General features: G+C 48.9%; 13 protein-coding genes. 5 read left to right on the forward strand and 8 right to left on the reverse strand.

The genetic code is table 11. The annotated features are described in order from the left end of the window. Positions 1-2 precede the first annotated feature (2 nt). The 4 genes from V5J35_RS07815 to V5J35_RS07830 are packed head-to-tail and all read right to left on the reverse strand — an operon-like array spanning position 3 to position 4,070. The gene (locus V5J35_RS07815; protein WP_354010712.1) at positions 3-776 is read right to left on the reverse strand and encodes an amino acid ABC transporter ATP-binding protein; all 774 of its coding nucleotides are present in this window, start codon (positions 774-776) and stop codon (positions 3-5) included. 18 nt (positions 777-794) lie between these two features. Continuing rightward, on the reverse strand, positions 795-1,859 hold the full coding sequence (locus V5J35_RS07820; protein WP_354010713.1) for an amino acid ABC transporter permease: 1,065 nt from the start codon (positions 1,857-1,859) through the stop codon (positions 795-797). A gap of 1 nt (position 1,860) precedes the next feature. Next, positions 1,861-3,045 (reverse strand): amino acid ABC transporter permease, encoded by a 1,185-nt coding sequence (locus V5J35_RS07825; protein ID WP_354010714.1) that lies wholly within the window; start codon positions 3,043-3,045, stop codon positions 1,861-1,863. 17 nt (positions 3,046-3,062) lie between these two features. Further along, positions 3,063-4,070: an amino acid ABC transporter substrate-binding protein gene (locus V5J35_RS07830; protein WP_354011377.1), complete on the reverse strand. Its 1,008-nt coding sequence runs from the start codon at positions 4,068-4,070 to the stop codon at positions 3,063-3,065. Between the two features lie 809 nt (positions 4,071-4,879). On the opposite strand from V5J35_RS07830, the gene V5J35_RS07835 reads away from it, so the two are divergent. Together V5J35_RS07835 and folE are read left to right on the forward strand one after the other, a co-directional pair. Then, positions 4,880-12,508 (forward strand): hypothetical protein, encoded by a 7,629-nt coding sequence (locus V5J35_RS07835; RefSeq protein ID WP_354010715.1) that lies wholly within the window; start codon positions 4,880-4,882, stop codon positions 12,506-12,508. A gap of 75 nt (positions 12,509-12,583) precedes the next feature. Next, a complete protein-coding gene (gene folE, locus V5J35_RS07840) occupies positions 12,584-13,171 on the forward strand; it encodes a GTP cyclohydrolase I FolE (RefSeq protein ID WP_354010716.1) in 588 nt (195 codons plus the stop codon). Positions 13,172-13,222: 51 nt separating this feature from the next. On the opposite strand, the gene tdh is transcribed toward folE, so the two are convergent. Then, positions 13,223-14,248, reverse strand: a complete 1,026-nt coding sequence (gene tdh, locus V5J35_RS07845) for an L-threonine 3-dehydrogenase (protein ID WP_354016309.1) — start codon at positions 14,246-14,248, stop codon at positions 13,223-13,225. A 14-nt stretch (positions 14,249-14,262) separates the two neighbouring features. After that, entirely contained in the window at positions 14,263-15,462 is a 1,200-nt protein-coding gene (locus V5J35_RS07850; RefSeq protein WP_354010718.1) for a glycine C-acetyltransferase, read from the reverse strand. A 316-nt stretch (positions 15,463-15,778) separates the two neighbouring features. Between V5J35_RS07850 and V5J35_RS07855 the strand changes: the two genes are divergently transcribed. The 3 genes from V5J35_RS07855 to V5J35_RS07865 all read left to right on the forward strand — a co-directional run bounded on the left by V5J35_RS07855 (position 15,779) and on the right by V5J35_RS07865 (position 17,883). Then, entirely contained in the window at positions 15,779-16,843 is a 1,065-nt protein-coding gene (locus tag V5J35_RS07855; RefSeq protein ID WP_354016310.1) for a sodium-dependent transporter, read from the forward strand. 37 nt (positions 16,844-16,880) lie between these two features. After that, positions 16,881-17,165 (forward strand): SLC5/6 family protein, encoded by a 285-nt coding sequence (locus tag V5J35_RS07860; RefSeq protein ID WP_354016311.1) that lies wholly within the window; start codon positions 16,881-16,883, stop codon positions 17,163-17,165. Between the two features lie 268 nt (positions 17,166-17,433). Then, positions 17,434-17,883: a hypothetical protein gene (locus V5J35_RS07865; RefSeq protein WP_354010720.1), complete on the forward strand. Its 450-nt coding sequence runs from the start codon at positions 17,434-17,436 to the stop codon at positions 17,881-17,883. A 10-nt stretch (positions 17,884-17,893) separates the two neighbouring features. Here the strand turns inward: V5J35_RS07865 and cysN are convergent, their stop codons facing one another. Together cysN and cysD are read right to left on the reverse strand one after the other, a co-directional pair. Continuing rightward, positions 17,894-19,522: a sulfate adenylyltransferase subunit CysN gene (cysN, locus tag V5J35_RS07870; protein ID WP_354010721.1), complete on the reverse strand. Its 1,629-nt coding sequence runs from the start codon at positions 19,520-19,522 to the stop codon at positions 17,894-17,896. Then, positions 19,523-20,443: a sulfate adenylyltransferase subunit CysD gene (gene cysD / locus V5J35_RS07875; RefSeq protein WP_354010722.1), complete on the reverse strand. Its 921-nt coding sequence runs from the start codon at positions 20,441-20,443 to the stop codon at positions 19,523-19,525. Between the last annotated feature and the right edge of the window lie 91 nt (positions 20,444-20,534).

The raw sequence follows: 20,534 nt of genomic DNA on the forward strand, positions 1-20,534 counted from the left end.
CTTTACAGGATCTGCGCCAGAAACTGCCGGGTTCGCTCGGAAGCAGGATTTTCAAAAAAAGCCTCCGGCTCAGCCTCTTCAATAATCTGGCCGTCATCCATAAAAATCATCCTGTCCGCCACGGTTTTGGCAAACCCCATTTCATGGGTGACACAGAGCATGGTCATGCCTTCATAAGCCAGTTCGGTCATCACATCCAGCACTTCCTTGATCATCTCCGGATCAAGGGCAGAAGTCGGCTCATCAAATAGCATCACTTCCGGATTCATACACAGGCTTCGGGCAATGGCGACTCGCTGCTGCTGCCCACCCGACAGTTGCCCCGGATATTTATTCGCCTGATCAGGAATCCGTACTCTTTCAAGGTATTCCATCGCCAGTTTTTCAGCCTTTTTACGGGGCTGCTTACGCACCCAGATGGGAGCCAGTGTGCAGTTCTCCAGTACCGTCAGGTGGGGAAACAGATTGAACTGCTGGAAAACCATGCCCACTTCCCGGCGTACTTTTTCGATGTTTTTCAGGTCCCGGGTCAGAACCGTGTTATCAACAATAATCTCGCCTTCCTGATGCTCTTCAAGACAGTTAATACAGCGAATTAACGTAGACTTACCGGAACCCGAAGGGCCACAGATAACAATTTTTTCACCCCGCTGTACTTTGAGATTAATATCCCTGAGTACGTGAAAACTTCCATACCATTTGTTAACGCCATTCAGCTCGACAATATACGACGACTTACTGTCTGTTTTTGCATCGTTTGTTTTTATAGTATTCATTCTTCTTTCTGCTTTTCTTTAGAGCTGTTTTTCCAGGCGCTTGCTGTACCGGGACATGCCAAAACAAAATAACCAGAAGACCAGACCTGCGAACAGATACCCTTCAACGGCATTACCCAGCCAGACCGGATCACTTAACCCTGACTGAACAATGGCCAGCAAGTCAAATAAGCCGATGACCAATACCAGACTGGTGTCTTTAAACAGGGCGATAAACGTATTAACAATACCCGGAATCACCAGTCGGATGGCCTGTGGCAGAATAACCTTGACCATCCCCTGCCAAAAGCTCAGGCCAAGACTGGCAAACGCTTCATACTGCCCCCTGGGAATAGCCTGCAAACCACCCCGAACGACTTCAGCCATATACGCCGACTGGAACATAACAATACCAATCAACGCTCTTAACAGTTTGTCAAAAACCACATTCTCCGGCACAAATAATGGCAGCATTACAGATGCCATAAACAACACGGTAATCAGCGGCACACCACGCCATATTTCGATATAAGCCGTCGACAGCGCCCGCACCATCGGTAGCTTTGAGCGCCTGCCCAGCGCCAGTAAAACCCCAAAGGGAAAAGAAGCGACCATGCCGCACAGGGCTAACAGCAGGGTCAGCATCAGACCACCCCATAAGTGGGTTTCCACGGTCTTCAGTCCGGCAAAGCCACCATAAAGAATCCCCCACGAGGCAAAAGGCATGACCAGCAACCCATAGGCAAGGCTCCAGCGTTTACCTTTTAATCCCGGCAGGGTTATCCAGCCGATCACGACCACCAGCTGCAGAAAAAAAAGATCTACACGCCATTGCTGCTCAACAGGATAAAACCCATAGGTAAACTGGTTCAGCCGGGCATTAACAAACGCCCAGCAGGCTCCGGTTGGTGAACATTCTTCACTGCCTGATGCCTGCCAGGTCGCCTCGACAACCGCCCAGTTCCAGAAAGCAGGAATTACCAGATAAAAGCCGTAGATAATAACCAGTGTCATCAGAGTGTTCAGAGGCGTTGAAAACAACCGGCTTTTCAACCAGCCCGGCACGCCATCATTCATCACGGGTGGCTTACGGGGTTCAATCATCCTAACGTTCCACCATTGCCATATAGCGGTTATAAGCGTTCATAAACAGCGACACCATCAGGCTGATCAACAGATACACAGCCATGGTCATTGCAATCACCTCAACCGCCTGTCCGGTCTGGTTTAATGTGGTACCGGCAAACACGTTGACCAGATCGGGATAACCAATAGCAGTGGCCAGCGAAGAGTTTTTTATCAGGTTGAGGTACTGGTTCGTCATCGGCGGAATAATGACCCGCATCGCCTGGGGAATCACGACCAGCTTCAGAATCCGCCCCTGCCTTAAGCCCAGGGCAGCGGCTGCTTCTCTCTGACCTTTACTCACCGACTGAATGCCCGCCCGAACCACTTCAGCAATAAACGCAGCGGTATAAATGGATAAAGCCAGAAGCAGGGCAACCAGCTCAGGTATCAGGGAGAGTCCACCCGACAGGTTAAAACGTCCCTGTACTGGTAATTCCCATCCCACCCGGACACCCGATACCCAGCCCGTTATCAACGGTATAGCCACAATACCGACAAGAAACAGCGATTTAATCCAGGGCAGGGTTCGCCCTGTCTGTCGTTTATATTGTCGTCCAGCCCAGGCCAGTGAAACAGTAACGAGAAAGGCAAACAGGAATGATCCGTAAAACACCGGGGTTTCCCCGGTCAGTTCAGGCTTTGGGATGTATACCCCACGAACATTCAGAAACAGCCAGTCGCCCCACGCCAGACTCTCTCTGGGGGATGGCAACACGCCCAGCACCGCAAAGTACCAGAAGAATATCTGCAGCAGCAGCGGAATATTTCGAAAGCATTCCACATAAGCAACCGCAAGACGGGTAAGCAACCAGTTTGAAGACAGACTGGCAATGCCAATCAGAAACCCCAGAAGCGTAGCCAGTACCACACCAAGAGACGACACCAATAAGGTATTTAACAAACCAACAACAAAGGTTCGCCCAAATGAAAAAGACTCATCGTATTCGATAAGGGACTGAATAATGCCAAACCCGGCAGACTCGGAGAGAAATCCGAAACCCGTACTGATACCAAGGGTTTCCAGATTATGCAGTGTGTTCTGGATGATCTGATACCCAACCAGAACAATGGCCAGAATCAACCCGGTCTGAAACAGAACGTCTCGCCAGACCGGGTCACGCCATAGTTTTGAGAACAAACGTTTGAACAACACTTTTAGCATGAAAAAAGCCGCTCCGATTAACGGTGCGGTGGCGCATACATAATTCCGCCATCACTCCAGAGCGAGTTCAGCCCCCGCTTGATTTTCAGGGGTGACGCCATGCCCACATTACGATCAAACACTTCTCCATAGTTGCCTACCTGCCTGACAATCTGCCACGCCCAGTCATCGGACAGATCCATACCTTTTCCCTTGGGACCATCCATTCCCAGGAAACGCTGGATGGCGGGGTCTTTGGACATTTTCTTACTGTCGATATTCGCACTGTTCAGCCCAAGCTCTTCCGCATTGATCATGGCTGACAACGACCACTTCACAATATTGAACCACTGGTCATCACCCTGACGGACAAGAGGGCCAAGGGGTTCCTTGGAAATAATTTCAGGCAATACAATGGCTTCATCGGGTTTGGACAGTCTCAGCCTCAGAGCGTAAAGCTGGGACTGGTCTGATGTCAGCACGTCACAACGACCCGCGTCAAAACCTTTGGCCGTACCGTCGGACGTATCAAAGACGACAGGGTCATACTTCATGCCGTTCAGACGGAAATAATCCGCAAGGTTCAGCTCGGTAGTCGTACCGGACTGAATACACACCGCAGCACCGCTTAACTCTTTAGCGCTGCTGACACCCAGAGATTTTTTCACCATAAAGCCCTGACCGTCGTAATACGCCACACCCGCAAAGTTCAGTCCCAGGGTGGCATCACGGGTTAACGTCCAGGTGGTATTACGGGAAAGCAGGTCGATTTCACCGGACTGCAACGCAGTAAAACGTTCTTTTGCTGTCAGGGGAATAAACTTGACCTTTTTGGCATCCCCCAGAGCTGCAGTGGCAACGGCGCGGCAAACATCCACATCCATGCCGGTCCAGTGGCCTTTTTCGTCAGGACTGGAAAAACCGGGCAGCCCGGTATTCACACCGCAGGTAAGAAAACCTTTTTCTTTCACAGCTTCAAGGGTTGAAGCGGCATTTGCAGAGGTGGCGTTCCCGGCCAGTACACCCAGCAGGCAGGTCACGGCCATTGACACCTTGTAGAAGCGGCTGGCCATTCTATACGTTCCTTTTTTGTTGTTTTTATTGTGAGCGTTTTTTCATTAAACGGGATAACAAATACTATCCCTTAACTTACGGCTACTCATTTAAAATCTCACCTTATCGATAAAGTCCACAGCTGGCAAACTATCTTTTGTAAGTGATCCTTTGCAAACGATCTTTCAGTCCGTAAGTTTTGACCTGTAAGAATGGCAAACAATAACATCCTATGCAATTGGTCAGAAAACAGACTGGATACATCCCGGTCTCACTGCTACTTTTGCTCAGACTATAAAAAACAGCAGTCAGGTCACTCTGCCCAATAAGCACCTGAAATCGATCATTTAAGCCCTTTACGCTTTGGTCTGTTTAAACCTGACTTAATAACATGGTATTTGACGACTTTATGCCAGTTCGTTGCAAAGGGGTATTGCTTTTTTTTCTTATCACCCTGTTTCTCATTTGGGGAGCAGGGGTATCAATAAGCCATGCCTCTGTCTCTCAAAATGGATCAGAGCAAAATGAATCAGAGATTCGCTTTTTAAATATCTACGCCGGATTTAAAACAAACAATTTCCACGTAAAACTGGGCAACCATTACCATGTATTGCACGGTATTGGCACACCTGAAAAACTATACCGTTTTCTCAGGTGTCAATGGTGGAGCAATCTGCACTGGTTCCTGATATCAAGGCTGCTTCCTCCCTCAACCGTTCCCTACCCTTCTTTCAGCCGTGGATTTCCTTCGTTATCCCCGGCTTTTGGAAACGCTCCTGACTGCAATCCGCATCCGGTGATTATGGATCACCCTCTGCTAAGTGGCCGATTCTCTGTACAGACCAGCTGCATTGATCATCAACCCGTATGGCAGATTACAGCCTCCCCCATATCATCAGCCTCTGAGCCAGAAGCGGTCGATGGGGAGTCACTGTCTACCTGGCTGTCATTGTGGAAGCTGCTTAATGACACAAATACCAGTACTCTTTATTTGCGTCCCTGGCAAGACCGGCAGCACAATCGCCTGCAAACGATTCTCTGCCAGAATACCCCGTTTTCAGATAATTCGGGTACGAAATGCCAGAGCATCTTTATTGACCTCCCATTGAACCATAAACAGCCCTGGTTGCTGCCTGAACTGGCAAAAAAAGAAGCCATCAGCCCACACGGACAAACCTGTCTGGACAGCGCCTGGCTGAAACTGGTCATTCAGGCCATTCAATGCCTTTCGCTGTCTGGTGAGGAAAAAGCGCGCGCCTGTTCTGATAACCGCTGGCTTTATCGCCTGTCGGATCGCGAGTGGCTTTATCAAACAGGCATCCCCGAGCCTCAGGTAAAGCCCGGCCCACCCTTGATAACCGGACATTACTTTAACCTTTGGTCACTGGAGGCTGCCTCCCCGGGAAAAGATGCCTGGCCCACCTGGTCAAAATCTTCCCTGTTCATTGCCCGCAATGACAGGCATCGTAAATACCATCTCTGGGGAGCAGGAGACCCGGTGCTGATCATGCAGTTCAGCGATGAGCCCTATAATGTTCAGGACCGTTATTTTGGCTGGGACAAGCCAGGCATTGGTACCCTGGTGGAAAGCCAGTACCTCAACCTTGCCACCCTGATTCTGAATACATTACCCAACACGCCATTTAATCTCTATCAATGGTATGGAGCCCTGCAGGGGTTCAGTCCTGTACCACTATCAAAAAGCCTGGGCGACAGGGTGCGGGAACAAATACTGCGTGATCCCCAGTCACTTTACGAGTTCGCCAAACAGCGGCCTGAACTCCATAGCACTATAAAAAGTTATCTGGAAAGAGAGCTTCCGGATCACCCTGTTAATGCCTACTTTTCCGATCAGGCTCCGCCCCCTTCTGACAGTCTGGCAATCGATATAAAACCATCGCCCCACAACCCGAATTTTCAGCCGGCAAACCCTCATCTCTTGTCATCAATATTTCCTGTCCCTATCCACACAGCATCAGGTACTCGCACCAATAATCAGGGCAATCTGCCTGGACAATTGCCTGTAGCCACGGTTCAGAGCAAAAAGGCCGGTGACAACATAAAGAGACAGAGCTACCGTCGAAAAAAACAGGGAAAAGACGACGAGGACAAGAGACCACCACCAGCAACCGGTTGGCCAAAACTACAGGCTAACCCCCTGTCGCCAACACTCTGGGATTATCTGGTGTACCTCTACAGGGAATATAACCTGGAACCCGTAACCTTTGAGCCAATGTCAGACTTTGTTCAAAGCGTACCGGGCATCCAGTCGACAGAAACTTTTAATCCACAAAACCCCTTGCATATGATGCAGGCAGCTGCCGCGCTTGACTCCTCTTTACAGGTTATCGTTCCGATTGGCTTAGAAAGGTATCAGTGTTATGCGAGTGACCCACAGAAAGTACTGAATCCACAGCCTCTGAACTGGATAGAAGCCCAGAATATTATTTTTCTGAATGACGACAAGGCAGTGAGCCTGTCTTATTTCACTTCTGGAAGCAGAGATTTTCCGTGGTTTCCTGGCTTTATGGTCAGCACTCAACGGGATCAGGAAGAAACAATATGGCCGGAATCAAACCGGCAAAAGAATGCATTCTGGCAACTCTTTCCAGAATGGCGACAACACGTTTTGCTTTGCCGCAAAAGCCTTGGGTGCCATTCCACAGCTTCAGCCAGTGACGTCCTGCAACAGGCACTCACAGCCCCTTCAGACTTTATGAAAGGGGAACACTGGCAAAATCTGTTCAAGTTTTACAGCGAACTGGGGCTGGTCTGCTATCCATTCGATGAAACGGAAGGGGCAAACGGAGCAGCATTCTTTATCAGCAAAAATACGGTTGGGGCTGTTATTCTCTTCTGGAAAGATTCTGCACAAAGATATGTTCCAATACTTTTTCCTGAGTTACAGGCATCAGACATCAGCGCGCAAATAGAAACATTAAGCCGTTATTTAACCAATTACTCAACGGGTGCCCTGTTAGTAGAAGAAAGACTTTTTGCCTATGTCATTCCTGCACTGCTCGTGCTCGCACCTGTTGTTAAAAAAACTCATGAAACAGCTAACAGGATATTGAAAAACCAAAAAGCCCTTGTTTATGGGGGAGCTGCCGTACAAAAACATATTTTATCAAGAATAATACCAGGCGACTTTAACAAGGTTCCCCTCACAAATGATATTGACCTGGCCATTGAAGGCTCAGAATCACCTGAAGAGTTCTCAGCACTTCTGGAGCAAGAGCTCAGGAGTGATTTGCCCGGCACTCTGGTTATATCTACCAACCTCGGCCTTAAAACGATAAACGATCATCAAGAAGCAGTAACAACCGAAAAAATCACTATCTACCTTCCTCAGGACAAAGACTTCAGCATGAAAGAAGAGTGGCGCATCTTTTCCATGGACATCTCTTCTGCCACTAAAGGTCACTTCGATTTCAACCGTGTAGAACCTTTCCAACCAGGCTCCAAGCTTCTTATGCCTACCCTTCCTGCAACGGTGGAAAGATTACTGCAGGACTTACAACTTCTCCAAAGCTATACAGGGAGTGATAAAGAACGCAGGGAAAAAAGTACCCATAAAGCATTGAAAATACTGCTGGCCTATGACACTGACGAACAGGTCAAAACCATTATTCGTAACACTCTGTCCAGAGAGGCTTTGGCTTTTAGTAACTTACCGGAATTTCTGCATCCATATACTAAACCATTGTCTGATGATGAGGTGGCTTTGCCTGAGGAAAGCGAAAATTCCCCGGTCGCAATGGCTGTTGACGAAATGAACAAGGCGGATAACAAACCGGAAGACTCTGATTCCGGAGCCGAACCAGACATTAGTGAGCAGGACTCTGCCGGTCTTTCTACCACCGATATCACAAAGTCTGTCAGGGTCGAATTCTCAACAAAAGACGCAGAAGTCCAGACCACAAGCGAAGAAAGTTTACCGGCTCCTGTCCAGTCCCAGACTATTCAATCTCAAACTATCCGGGCAGAAACCGCTGAAGCCCTTCCCTCCACTGAACCCGACAAAAGCGTGAAAAAGAAAAAAAGAAAGAAAAAAAACACTGCACAGCAATCAACTCCGGCAACCACAGATGCAGAAACCGCCGAACAGCAGTCTGAAGAACTGTCCCTCTGGCTGGAAAGTATGGAGCAACAGTTTCTGGATGCACTGATTCTGGCGACACAGCCACCATCATGCGAACCTACTGAGAAACCCTCTCTTTCGGCAGAGCCAGACGTATCAACAATGCGCCTGCAAACAGGGCTTACAACAACCGTTCAAATACTGGCCTGTTCAGGAGTCAGTGTTGATATAACCGGTATCCGCCCTGAGGTCACGATTAACCTGCCAACGCAGCTGAATGAAAAGCAACGCGAAGCATTAAAAAAAGCAGCTCTGGAAGACCATTTTCCCTATGCGAAACTGATTCAGGCATTGCTGGCCTTAAACCAGAAACGCTCTGAAAAAGACCCGAAAAGCACACTGAAGCTTTATGAAAATGTCTTCGATCTTCTGTTACCTGCGGCACTTGCCGGCATTCCTCTCGCCTATCAGTTGCTACTCGGGTTGCAACTCGACCATCACCACCCGGCAGGCTGGCCGCAGCTAGAATCGGCTAACCGACTGTTACGCAGCTGGGCTGCAAGAGAGTCAAGCTCTACCCACATAACCATTGAGGGGCTACTGAATGACGGATTTCTGGAACAGCTGGTTAAGAACAACGACGTGATAAACCTTATGCTGATTGAACAGGGGCTTGATAAAGCATCAGACCTTTCCGGCAGGGGCAGGGAGATATACGCCATTCTCAAAGCATTAAGAGAGCCTGACGACCAGAGAGTCAGAGCCCTGAAGGAAATCAGGCCAGCGTCCCCGGAGCTGTTTCAATCCATCCGTTCACTCAAACTTTTAGTTGGGGAAAAAAATCCGCAACCTGCGCCAAAACAACTCCATACAGAGCTATGGCGCTACAGTATTAGAGTTCTGGGATTGGGTAGCACCTTAAAGAAAATGAACACTTATTCCCGCCTTTTGCTGAATGCGCCAGGGGTTCTGGCAATGAGTGACCTGACAGCGTTAAAAGGCGTGGCTTCTACCGGAGTTCTGCTTAAAGGCCATCAGGGTAATGCCATTCTGTTTGAGCTCACAGGATTGTGGGAACGCTATCACGCATTATCACAAAACGACGACGAGGATGAAGTTAAGGGTAGATTCATGGCACTTTTCAACGAGATCAGCGCCAACCCTGTCGAAAAAGCCAGGCCCGGCCTGATCCGGGACTGGACTCTGGCACGATCTTTTCTGCTCTCAAGAGCCCGTTCTCAGGTTCCGGCCACATCATCAGAAACGGTGGAACAGCTGACAGAGCTGAAGGAAGAGTGCTACAAAGTAACGAGAGAACTGAAAGAGAAATCGATAGATCTGGAAAAAGTAATCAAAAAACTCGATAACATAGAAATTTCGGACAGGACAAAAGTCACAGAAAAAACAGTCCCAAAAACCAAACGAAAAACAGACAGCAAACCTCTGACACCACCAACAAATGAAGACCAACAGTTTTTAAATCTGATCAATCATCTGGATATCAGCCTTATGCAGGCTATTAAATCCCTACAGAATAACCCTCTGTCGTACAAACAGTATGAAGATCTGGCAGAGTTCTACTCGAAGCGGGTGCAAGAGTCGAGAAAAAAAACAGATGTTTTCCTGACCGGTTATTACTATTTCATGGCAGCTTTGTGCTTGCTGGATGCCAGAATGTCCGATGACTACAAGATCATCAAACTGACCATAAGCCCGCTCGCTCATTCCAATATCAAAGAAATCATGCAAATCCTGGAGAATGCCAATCGTTACAACTTTCCTTATGCGCCACTACTGAGGTTTCTTTTTGCTTATCGTATGACAGGCGATCACAAAGGAATATCCCTGGCTGGTTTTCTGTCAGTCATGGCAGGAGTATCACAGGGGGTCGAGCTGTTAATGCAGACCAGAGTAGGTAATTCGACCCTGGCCGGACTGGCTTTGAAGTGGCTGGTGCAGCTTCCGGATCGTTTTCAACTGAAGATATCTATTGATACCGAGCCCGACTCTGATGCAGGCAACAGCGAATCTACTGATATGGATAAGGACACCGCAGCCTCTCTCCTGCTCAGGGAGTTTCTCGAGCAACTACCGGATAAAGGCACTGATGGCGCACTTGACCACATTATCAACCGCATTGGCAAAGGGTTTGCCGATTCGCCGCACCTGGCAGACACTCCCCTTGAACAGGCTTATTTCTGGTCGCTAAAAGCGGAAGGCAGCATGAGAATAATGCTTTCCCTTGCTACAGGTCGAAAGGAGGTGCTGAAATCCGAGAATCTGAATTTTTCGCCGGAGATAAAGGTGTTTCAATATGTGATGTCAGAATCCGAAGCAAACGCCCCTGAAGCCGAAGTGTTGAAGAAAGAGGCAAAGACGCTAAGGGATCGTACGCCAGCAGAAGGCGAACTGATGACAGATGTAACTGAGCTGGCCCTCTATCTCACCGGAGTTTCTGCATCTGTGCCACCTCTTACCTATTTCAAGACAATGGATTTTTCTGATAAAGACCGTGTAATTGCCGGAGTATTTGGCAGCAAACTGCCGCTAATAGAAAAAGCAAGGCAACTGTTACCAGAGTTACACCGTAGCAATGAAATGACGCTGCAATACCTGACCGTACTGGCTCATCTGTACCTGACGCAGCAAGCCGGTGGAAATACAATCCAAATTATGCAGCTCTTGCGATCATTTGTAACACCCGGAAACGAGCTGGAGTTGTTTCAGATAAAAATGGAACACAAAATGTGGAACAAGCGACCCGACCAGAGCCGTAAAACCGAGCTTCCAACCACTGCACCCAACGACCATATGCCTGCTGCACTCAATATCGATAGACTGAAGGGTTTTGCAAAAGGGCAAGACGTTTACCTGATTAATGCCATAGAGCATGCAGGGGAAACAGGTTATCAGCAATTAGTCGTCTTTTTGAGCCTGTACGAAGGCAAGTTCGATCCTGAGTCTTTATTGATGTCAGGCTGGCTTAACTGTCTGGCCGGGCTGAACCTTCTGAAGCCGGAAATACAGTCAGAGCACTCGGTTGTATTTACCGTCAGTACAAAAGCGTCGCTGGCTCAGGCTCATGCCCATTTCGTGAAAGCGCGTGAAGCCGGTTTCCCCTACTCTGGTTATCTGGACGCACTGGTATTAATGAGGCTGAATAACCACTACCAGTACAATAAAGAACAATGGCTCAAAATCAAAAACCGTCGAATTTCTTTGCATAATCTTACTATCCAACAAGCTTCTACCAGAAAAGAAGGCGAACAGATCTTTATCGAAGCGGGTAATGTTCTGGTGGATATTCTGCCTGCAGTGATGGAAAGCGCATTACTAAGCGTTCGTCCTGCCGCTGATATTTTAATCAGAATTTTTACCCATAAATCGTTTAGCCTTCTAAAGACACCCCAGGCCGGATGGCCTGCGAAGACTGTCAAATGGCTCTTGATTGCCCCTGAAATCCACAACATTCACTTTTCCTTCAGTACCGAAGGCACTGAAGTTGAAGAAGTTCTGTTTTCAGGAAAGAACCATCCCGACAGTTTTGAGGCGATCCTTCTGAACCCCCTGGATAAACTGAGACAAGAACCGTCCATTGAGAAAAGACTGGAAGCCTATGACAGGATGTTGCGCCAGCTGATATACACCAGCGAAAAACCGGTCAGCATTAAAAAATATTTACGCCTGATCAGGGCTTTTATGCTTAAACATTCCGCTGCACTGGATACAGACAATGTGGATTCCAGCGACGCTGATCGTTTGCTGACAAACATATTAGCGATCAAAATAAGCCGGATTGACTACGATGAAAAAGTGTTGGAACTTTTATCGCCGATGTCAAGACTCGCCACTTATTTTGATGATTACATTTACAACCTGCCCTTTTTAAAATCAGAAGACGACTACATCTTCAGACTAAATGCACTTTTAACTGTACATCGGGCCCGTTCGCCATTAATTCATTACTATTTATGGGCTTATGAAGTACTGGCCCGTGTTCCCGACAATGAAAGTGATTCTTTTTGGGAAAAGATCGTGCCACGAATTGAGACAATGAAAAGCAGCTTCATGGTGCTTCTGGCAACCGGCGACCTGACAGCGATGCATAAGAAGGAACGCCAGGCCATGAAAAAAAGCTTTCAGATGTATCGCAAAGACATCAACCCGTGGCTCGGCTATTTTCAAACGGTCTCCTGGCTTATAAACTGGAGACTGGGCAGGGAAAAACAGCAGAGAGTTCATCGAAATAAACTTGAAAGCCTGAAAACAGACCACGATCTCAGGAGCCGCCTTCAACCACTTCAGCTCTGGCACGAACACTGGTCAACTCCAGACCACCAGAACCCGTGAGTCAAAAGAACTCATGCTTTTATAGTTTGTGTTAAAATTCAGCTCTTTGCGTACTCACTGAGCGACTCTCACGAGATGACTGACAACCTGAGCAAACATAAAGCCCTTAGCGAACATGAAACCCTTAGCGCACATTACCGTGCGATCATTGAATCCCTGGGCGAAGATATCCACAGGGACGGTCTTGCAGATACCCCCACCCGTGCTGCAAAGGCTATGCAGTATCTGACCAGAGGTTATCAGCAGAGCCTGGAAGAGATTGTAAACGGCGCCGTTTTCGAGTCCGACATCAGTGAGATGGTGGTTATCAAGGATATCGAACTGTATTCCCTGTGCGAACACCACATGCTGCCTTTCATTGGTAAGTGCCATATTGGCTACATTCCCAATGGCAAGGTTCTGGGTCTGTCCAAATTTGCCCGCATTGTCGATATGTTCGCCCGCCGTCTGCAGATTCAGGAAAATATGACCAAGCAGATTGCCGACGCGATTATAGAAGCGACCGGAGCCAAAGGCGTTGGCGTTGTGATAGAAGCTCAGCACATGTGCATGATGATGCGCGGAGTGGAGAAACAGAATTCATCCATGACGTCTTCTGTGATGCTGGGCCTGATGCGGGACAATCTGTCCAGCCGGGAAGAGTTTCTGCAGTTTATTCGCTGAATAACTATCCCCCCTTTGTAACACTCTTACAAAGGGGGGATAAACGGAACATCAGTTCCAGTCAAGAATCACTTTGCCGGACTGTCCGGAACCCATGATTTCAAAACCTTTCTCAAAATCATTCACGCTCAGACGATGGGTGATGACTGGAGAGATATCAAGACCGGACTGCAGCATGCTGGTCATTTTGTACCAGGTCTCGTACATTTCACGACCGTAGATACCCTTGATGATCAGCCCCTTAAAGATCACCTGGTTCCAGTCAATCTTGGTATCACTGGGAGGAATACCCAGCAGAGAAACCTTGCCACCATAGTTCATGCATTCAAGCATTTGCTGGAACGCACGACCATTGCCTGACATCTCCAGACCTACGTCAAAGCCTTCTACCATGCCCAGATCCTGCATCACTGATTTCAGGTCTTCCTGAGCAACATTGACTGCACGGGTGGCACCCATTTGGCGTGCCAGATCCAGACGGTAGTCGTTCACATCAGTGATCACAACATTGCGAGCGCCGACATGCTTACAAATAGCCACCGCCATAATGCCAATTGGCCCCGCACCGGTAATCAGTATATCTTCACCTACCAGGTCAAAAGACAGTGCGGTGTGAACCGCATTACCAAACGGGTCAAAAATAGAAGCCAGGTCATCGCTGATATCATCAGGAATCGGAAAAGCATTGGCAGCAGGAATACAAAGGTATTCAGCAAAAGCACCGTCACGGTTGACTCCAACCCCCACCGTGAAATTGCACAGATGGCGACGGCCTGCACGGCAGTTGCGGCAGTGACCACAGGTGATGTGACCTTCACCGGACACTCGCTGGCCAATTTCAAAGCCTCGAACACCTTCACCCATTTCCACGATTTCGCCGACAAACTCATGACCGACATGCATACCCATGGGGATAGTGTTCTGGGACCATTCATCCCAGTGGTAGATGTGCATGTCTGTGCCACAGATGGCCGTCTTGCGTATTTTGATCAGTACATCGTTGTAACCGGGTTCCGGCTTTGGCTTCTCTGCCTGCCAGATGCCTTTTTCGTCTTTCAGCTTGGCCAGTGTTTTCATAATTATCGGTTTCCTCAGGCAATGACGCCAAGCTCACGGCCTACTTTGGCAAAGGCCGCAATCACCTTGTCCATGTGTTCCTGACTGTGGGCTGCAGACATCTGGGTACGAATGCGGGCAGCACCTTTAGGCACAACCGGGAAGGAGAAGCCAACAACATAAATACCTTCTTCCAGCATACGATCTGCAAATTTAGCCGCCAGCGTCGCATCACCCAGCATAACCGGAATAATCGCATGGCCATTACCGGCAAGATTAAAGCCCAGCTTTTCCATTTCTGTACGGAAATACTTTGTGTTGAAACGCAGACGTTCACGCAACTCTGCACCACCTTCCAGCATATCCAGCACCTTGATGGAAGCGCTGGCGATGGTTGGGCTCAGGGTGTTTGAGAACAGATAGGGACGGGAGCGGTTGCGCAGCCATTCAATGATTTCAGGATGACGGGAAGATGTATAACCACCGGAGGCACCACCCAGAGCTTTGCCCAGAGTACCGGTGATAATATCGACACGATCCATCACACCACAGTGTTCATGGGTGCCACGGCCGTTTTCACCAACAAAACCTGTTGCATGGCAATCGTCTATCATGACCATTGCGCCGTACTTGTCAGCCAGGTCGCACACACCTTTGAGGTTGGCAATCACACCGTCCATGGAGAATACGCCGTCAGTGACAATCAATTTGTAACGGGCACCCGCTTCAGCCGCTGCCTTGAGCTGTTCTTCCAGATCAGCCATATCGTTGTTGGCATAGCGGAAGCGCTTAGCTTTACACAGACGAATGCCATCGATGATAGAAGCATGGTTCAGGGAGTCGCTGATAACAGCGTCTTCTGGCCCCAGCAGTGTTTCAAACAGCCCACCATTTGCATCAAAGCAGGAAGAGTACAGAATGGTCTCTTCCATGCCCAGAAATTCAGAAATACGCTTTTCCAGCTCCAGGTGAACAGGCTGAGTGCCGCAGATAAAACGCACTGACGCCATACCATAACCGTACTGATCCAGAGCGTCCTGGCCAGCTTTGATCAGTTCAGGGGCGTTTGCCAGCCCGAGGTAGTTGTTGGCACAGAAGTTTATCACTTCTTCACCGGTGCTTACCTTGATATCAGCCTGCTGCTGAGTAGTAATAACACGTTCGTGCTTATACAGGCCTTCCTGCTTAAGGCCCTCCAGCTGTTCACGCAGCCCTGCGATAAAATCGGCTTTCATTTCAACTCCAGACAACAATAATCAGGGTAAACAGAACCCCTTTGCACTGATATCGGCTACCCGAACGAAACGCTCTCGGGAGCCTGACCGAGGATAGTGCCCGCAGTAGGGTAGTCTATTCTCGGGCAGGCTCCCTGATCGCAATACCAGTGAAAAGGAGTACCAGTCACCCAGTGTAGAAGAACGCTGCAATATTGACCGAGGAGTTTCATACGCTAAACAGGCATTTATACCTATTCTGTCAATTTTTCCCCTCTTCATCCTCCCACTCTCTTACAGGTCTATATTTCAGAAAACCTGAATAAAGAGAGAAAATATGCCCTCAGCACCCGTTCAAAATGATATTGCCTCGTCGAATGATGGTTTACCGCCCCGTTCTGTCTTCTCCTCACGGCTGGGATTTGTAATGGCTGCGGCTGGCTCTGCCGTAGGAGTTGGCAATATCTGGGGATTTCCAACCCAGGTAGCGGACCATGGCGGAGCAGCCTTTATACTGGTTTACCTGCTGATGGTGGTCGTACTGGCCTACCCGATGCTTGTGGCTGAGATGACGATCGGTCGTATGGCACAGAAAAACCCTGTAGCAGCCATGGGATCGCTGTCTGATAAACCTTTCTGGAAAAAGACCGGTGCGATTGTGGGTGTTGCCGGTATTATCACCTTATCCCTGATTATCAGTTTCTACGCCATTATTTCCGGCTGGCTTCTCGCCTTCATGCTGGAACCTCTGGCAAAACTGACAGGAATGACCGGACTGGCCAGCTGGCTGACCAGCTTCTCTACCTCGCTCAACCTGATTGCCATGGTGGCCTTTATGGCTTTGACGATTCATGTGGTACGGGCAGGTGTCAGCAACGGCATTGAACGCTGGTCAAAGAAACTGATGCCAATGATGTTCATTCTGTTGATTGGCCTGGTCGCCTATATCATGACCCTGGAGGGAGCCGAACAGGGCCTGACCATGTACCTGAAACCCGATTTCAGCCATATCCTTGAACCCTCTCTGCTGGTTAATGCCATGGGGCAGGCTTTCTTCTCCCTGTCACTGGGTGTCTGCGCCATCATGGTTTATGGTAGTTACCTGTCTGAAAAAGAGAGCCTTCCGAAAACCGCCGCCATGGTTACAGCTCTGGATACCAGTGTCGCCCTGCTGGCCGGTTTGCTGGTTATACCCGCTATGACGGTTGCACAGGCAAATGGCGTTACTATTTATGCGGCCGATGGCACATTGCTGGAATCCGATACACTGGTGTTTACCGTTCTCCCCGCCCTGTTCAACAGCATGGGAGCTGCCGGCTCTATTGTTGCCATGGCATTCTTCACTTTGATGAGCATTGCTGCCCTGACGTCCGCTATTTCCATGCTGGAAGCCCCCGGTTAACACCGTCTGTGAACAGCTGAAGAGCTGCCGTTCAAGAATGTCCATCGTGATTGGTGGAGCAGTATCCGTTGTGTCAGCCATTATCATCCTGAACTTTGAGGCGCTTTTTGGTCTGGTGGTTACACTGACAACGGTTTACGGACAGCCCCTTTTAGCTCTGCTGTTTGGACTTATGCTGACCTGGGTCCTACGGCGGGATCGGTTGCTGAATGAGCTGAAAAAGGGTAGCCCGGACATGGAACAAAGCCTGTTCTGGAAAATCTGGCCCTGGTATGTGAAATTTATTTGTCCGGTACTGATGCTGTTTGTACTGTTGAAGTAGTGGTTATCAGTCTACTGCTGCCAAGCCTTGACATCTATACCGCCGTCATCCCCGCGCAGGCGGGGATCCTCTGTTCGTGGTAGGTTATCGCCTCCACGGGAACGACGATGGGGTGACCAGAATGCCTTTTAATCATTTCAGGACGCCTGATGGTGCCCGGTTCACACATATACCATCTGGAAAAATTTTCACATGCCACCGTTTCAGGTCCCATTGTAAAAATGCGCTTACCCTGGAACTCTCGGAAGAAAGCAACAACTCAAAGATAGTGGGGACGACCACCATTGAATGTACCTACCATGATTTCTTTAACAAGTTCATCTGGGCAAAAAATATTCTGAAATATCCGAAGGGTGCCTTCGGGGTGGCCATGATATCGATAGAACCCCTCTACCGGAGCAAACATCTGGGAGCTTTATTGATGCTTCTTATAACCTTTGAAGTCCAGATTAATAAAGGTCAACACCTGTATCTGATTGAACCGCGCATAGGGGTTTTAGGGTTTTATCTACAGCTTGGCTTTCATCCTGCCCCCGATGACGCGCATAAACACCACTCAATATGTCACTCAGACAATTTACCCGATACTCACTCTGGTTTCGCGGAAAAACTTAATGCCACCAGAAATCAACCCTTATGGCGTGGTGAGCTGAATCTGGTTCAGTCCCTTCTTCTGAAAAAAGTCACGCCCTCTTTTCAATTCCATCAGTCATTCTGAACCTTATTCGTTACGTTCGTCCCAACCTACTGTAAAGTTGTTCCAGCGGGGTTTCCGCACTGACTTTCACAACGGGTTGAGCGACAGGAGTCCAGTCATCCGCAGAGTTCACCAGAACCACCAGTCCTGCCTCCAGCAAAGCTTCAGCCCTGATTTTCCAGTCTGGCTGCTGATCTACAACAGCTGGCAGAAAGCCCCGATCAAACAGTTGCCTTTCCAGCAACGGTAACTGGTCAGCATTACTCACCTGAATCAGTGCTGGCGTTTGATTTAAACGATGAGTTCGCTCCTGTCTCGAAACCGGCTCCGTTTGCCTTTGCGCTGAGCCTGCTGACTCCACCATCCCTGCAGCCACCGTCGCATTGGTCAGACGATCGATCACGATAAACGCGCCTGTCTGACGATTAGCGGCATAAACGTCCACAGCCACCGGTTGTGTCAGGTTTAACGAACAGGAAGCGATTTCATTGAGCTGTAACTCATCAGCACTCTGTTGCTGCAGCGTGTTGACATCAACCCGGTGGTGAATACCCGCAAAACTGCCTGCTACCTGGCTGCTGGCAAACTTGATCCAGTACTGCCGCCCGGGCTGCATGGGCTGCTCCCCCATCCAGACAACACTGGCATTAAAGTGACTTAAAACCTTAGAAGGGTTTCTATCACTGTTACCACTGTGAACCATCATATCGCCACGGCTGATATCAATCTCATCTTCCAGAGTCAGTGTTACAGCCTGACCGGCGAAGGCTTCGGAAAGATCACCGTCATAGGTCACAATTCCGGATACGTTGCTTTCCTGACCCGAGGGCAGAACCTTTATACGGTCTCCGGCCTTGATAACGCCCGATGCTATGGTACCGGCATAACCACGAAAATTAAGGTTGGGACGGTTAACGTACTGAACAGGCAGCCGGAAATCATCAAGATTACGGTCGTCTGCCACCTCTACGGTTTCCAGTATCTCCATCAGTGTCTGGTCGCTGTACCAGGGCATCCGGATACCGCGTTCAACCACATTGTCACCTTCCAGTGCCGAGATGGGTACAAAACGCACATCGCCCAGATTCAGGGATTCAGCAAACCCCAGATATTCGTTACGAATATCGGTAAAGCGTTCCTCACTGTAATCCACCAGATCCATTTTGTTGACAGCCACAACCAGATGGCGAATACCAAGAAGGTTGGCAATATAGGTATGCCGACGGGTCTGGGTCAGCACGCCCTGCCGGGCATCCACCAGAATAATGGCCAGATCGCAGGTTGACGCGCCGGTTGCCATATTCCGGGTATATTGTTCATGCCCGGGCGTATCAGCAATGATGTACTTACGCTTTTCTGTTGAGAAGTAACGATAGGCGACATCAATCGTAATTCCCTGCTCACGCTCTGCCTGCAGGCCATCCACCAGCAACGCCAGGTCAATCTTTTCTCCCTGAGTGCCAACCCGCTTGCTGTCGTTCTGCACCGAAGCCAGCTGGTCTTCATAAATCATGCTGGCGTCGTGCAACAACCGGCCAATCAGTGTGCTTTTTCCGTCGTCTACACTGCCACAGGTGAGGAACCGCAGTATCTCTTTCTGCTCATGCCGACGCAGATATTCCTCAATATCACTGGCGATCAAATCAGACTGGTGTGACATTTAGAAATACCCCTCTTGTTTTTTCTTTTCCATGGAGCCTGCGCTGTCGTGGTCAATCACCCTGCCCTGTCGTTCCGAGGTGTTGGTCAGCAACATTTCCTGAATCACTTCTGTCAGCGTGTCCGCACCGGATTCCACTGCACCGGTCAGTGGATAGCAGCCTAAAGTACGGAAACGCACTTTTTTCATTTGTGGCTCTTCACCTTCATGCAACGGAAGTCGTTCATCGTCCACCATAATCAGGTTGCCATCCCGTTCAACCACCGGGCGCTCTTTTGACAGGTAAAGGGGAACAATCGGGATATTTTCCTGATGGATATACTGCCAGATATCCAGCTCAGTCCAGTTAGACAATGGAAAAACCCGTATGCTTTCACCTTTCTCTATCTGACTGTTGTAGATGTTCCAAAGCTCTGGCCGCTGATTTTTCGGGTCCCAGCGGTGGTTTGCATCACGGAAGGAATAAACACGCTCTTTTGCCCTGGACTTCTCTTCATCACGGCGGGCTCCGCCAAAAGCGGCATCAAAGCCGTACTGATCCAGTGCCTGTTTCAATGCCTGGGTTTTCATGACATCAGTGTGCTTAGCACTGCCATGGCTGAACGGGCCAATGCCCTGTTTAATACCTTCCGGATTGGTATGAACAATCAGCTCCAGCCCAAGCTGTTTTACATGCTGATCTCGAAATTCAATCATCTCTTTGAATTTCCACAGAGTATCAACGTGCATTAAAGGAAAGGGAGGTTTACCCGGATAGAACGCCTTCATGGCAAGGTGCAGCATGACTGCCGAGTCCTTGCCAATGGAATAGAGCATCACCGGGTTATCAAACCCGGCAGTCACTTCACGAATAATATGAATGCTTTCTGCCTCCAGCTGTTTGAGATGATTCAGCTGATGGCGTGATTGTTCACCAGACATAATCGGCAAGACCTGACATTAGAATTTTTATTAATGCAAAGTCTATCAGCGATAATGTAATAATAAATTTAATATTTATATATTTATTGCA

Origin of the sequence: Endozoicomonas sp. NE40 (assembly GCF_040549045.1) — a bacterium.
Lineage (GTDB): Bacteria > Pseudomonadota > Gammaproteobacteria > Pseudomonadales > Endozoicomonadaceae > Endozoicomonas_A > Endozoicomonas_A lisbonensis.

Excerpts from the sequence above, each read along its gene's own strand:
- V5J35_RS07815 (WP_354010712.1), bottom strand. The coding sequence starts at position 776 with ATGAATACTATAAAAACAAACGATGCAAAAACAGACAGTAAGTCGTCG.
- V5J35_RS07820 (WP_354010713.1), bottom strand. The coding sequence starts at position 1,859 with ATGATTGAACCCCGTAAGCCACCCGTGATGAATGATGGCGTGCCGGGC.
- V5J35_RS07825 (WP_354010714.1), bottom strand. The coding sequence starts at position 3,045 with ATGCTAAAAGTGTTGTTCAAACGTTTGTTCTCAAAACTATGGCGTGAC.
- V5J35_RS07830 (WP_354011377.1), bottom strand. The coding sequence starts at position 4,070 with ATGGCCGTGACCTGCCTGCTGGGTGTACTGGCCGGGAACGCCACCTCT.
- V5J35_RS07835 (WP_354010715.1), top strand. The coding sequence starts at position 4,880 with ATGGATCACCCTCTGCTAAGTGGCCGATTCTCTGTACAGACCAGCTGC.
- folE (WP_354010716.1), top strand. The coding sequence starts at position 12,584 with ATGACTGACAACCTGAGCAAACATAAAGCCCTTAGCGAACATGAAACC.
- tdh (WP_354016309.1), bottom strand. The coding sequence starts at position 14,248 with ATGAAAACACTGGCCAAGCTGAAAGACGAAAAAGGCATCTGGCAGGCA.
- V5J35_RS07850 (WP_354010718.1), bottom strand. The coding sequence starts at position 15,462 with ATGAAAGCCGATTTTATCGCAGGGCTGCGTGAACAGCTGGAGGGCCTT.
- V5J35_RS07855 (WP_354016310.1), top strand. The coding sequence starts at position 15,779 with ATGCCCTCAGCACCCGTTCAAAATGATATTGCCTCGTCGAATGATGGT.
- V5J35_RS07860 (WP_354016311.1), top strand. The coding sequence starts at position 16,881 with ATGTCCATCGTGATTGGTGGAGCAGTATCCGTTGTGTCAGCCATTATC.
- cysN (WP_354010721.1), bottom strand. The coding sequence starts at position 19,522 with ATGTCACACCAGTCTGATTTGATCGCCAGTGATATTGAGGAATATCTG.
- cysD (WP_354010722.1), bottom strand. The coding sequence starts at position 20,443 with ATGTCTGGTGAACAATCACGCCATCAGCTGAATCATCTCAAACAGCTG.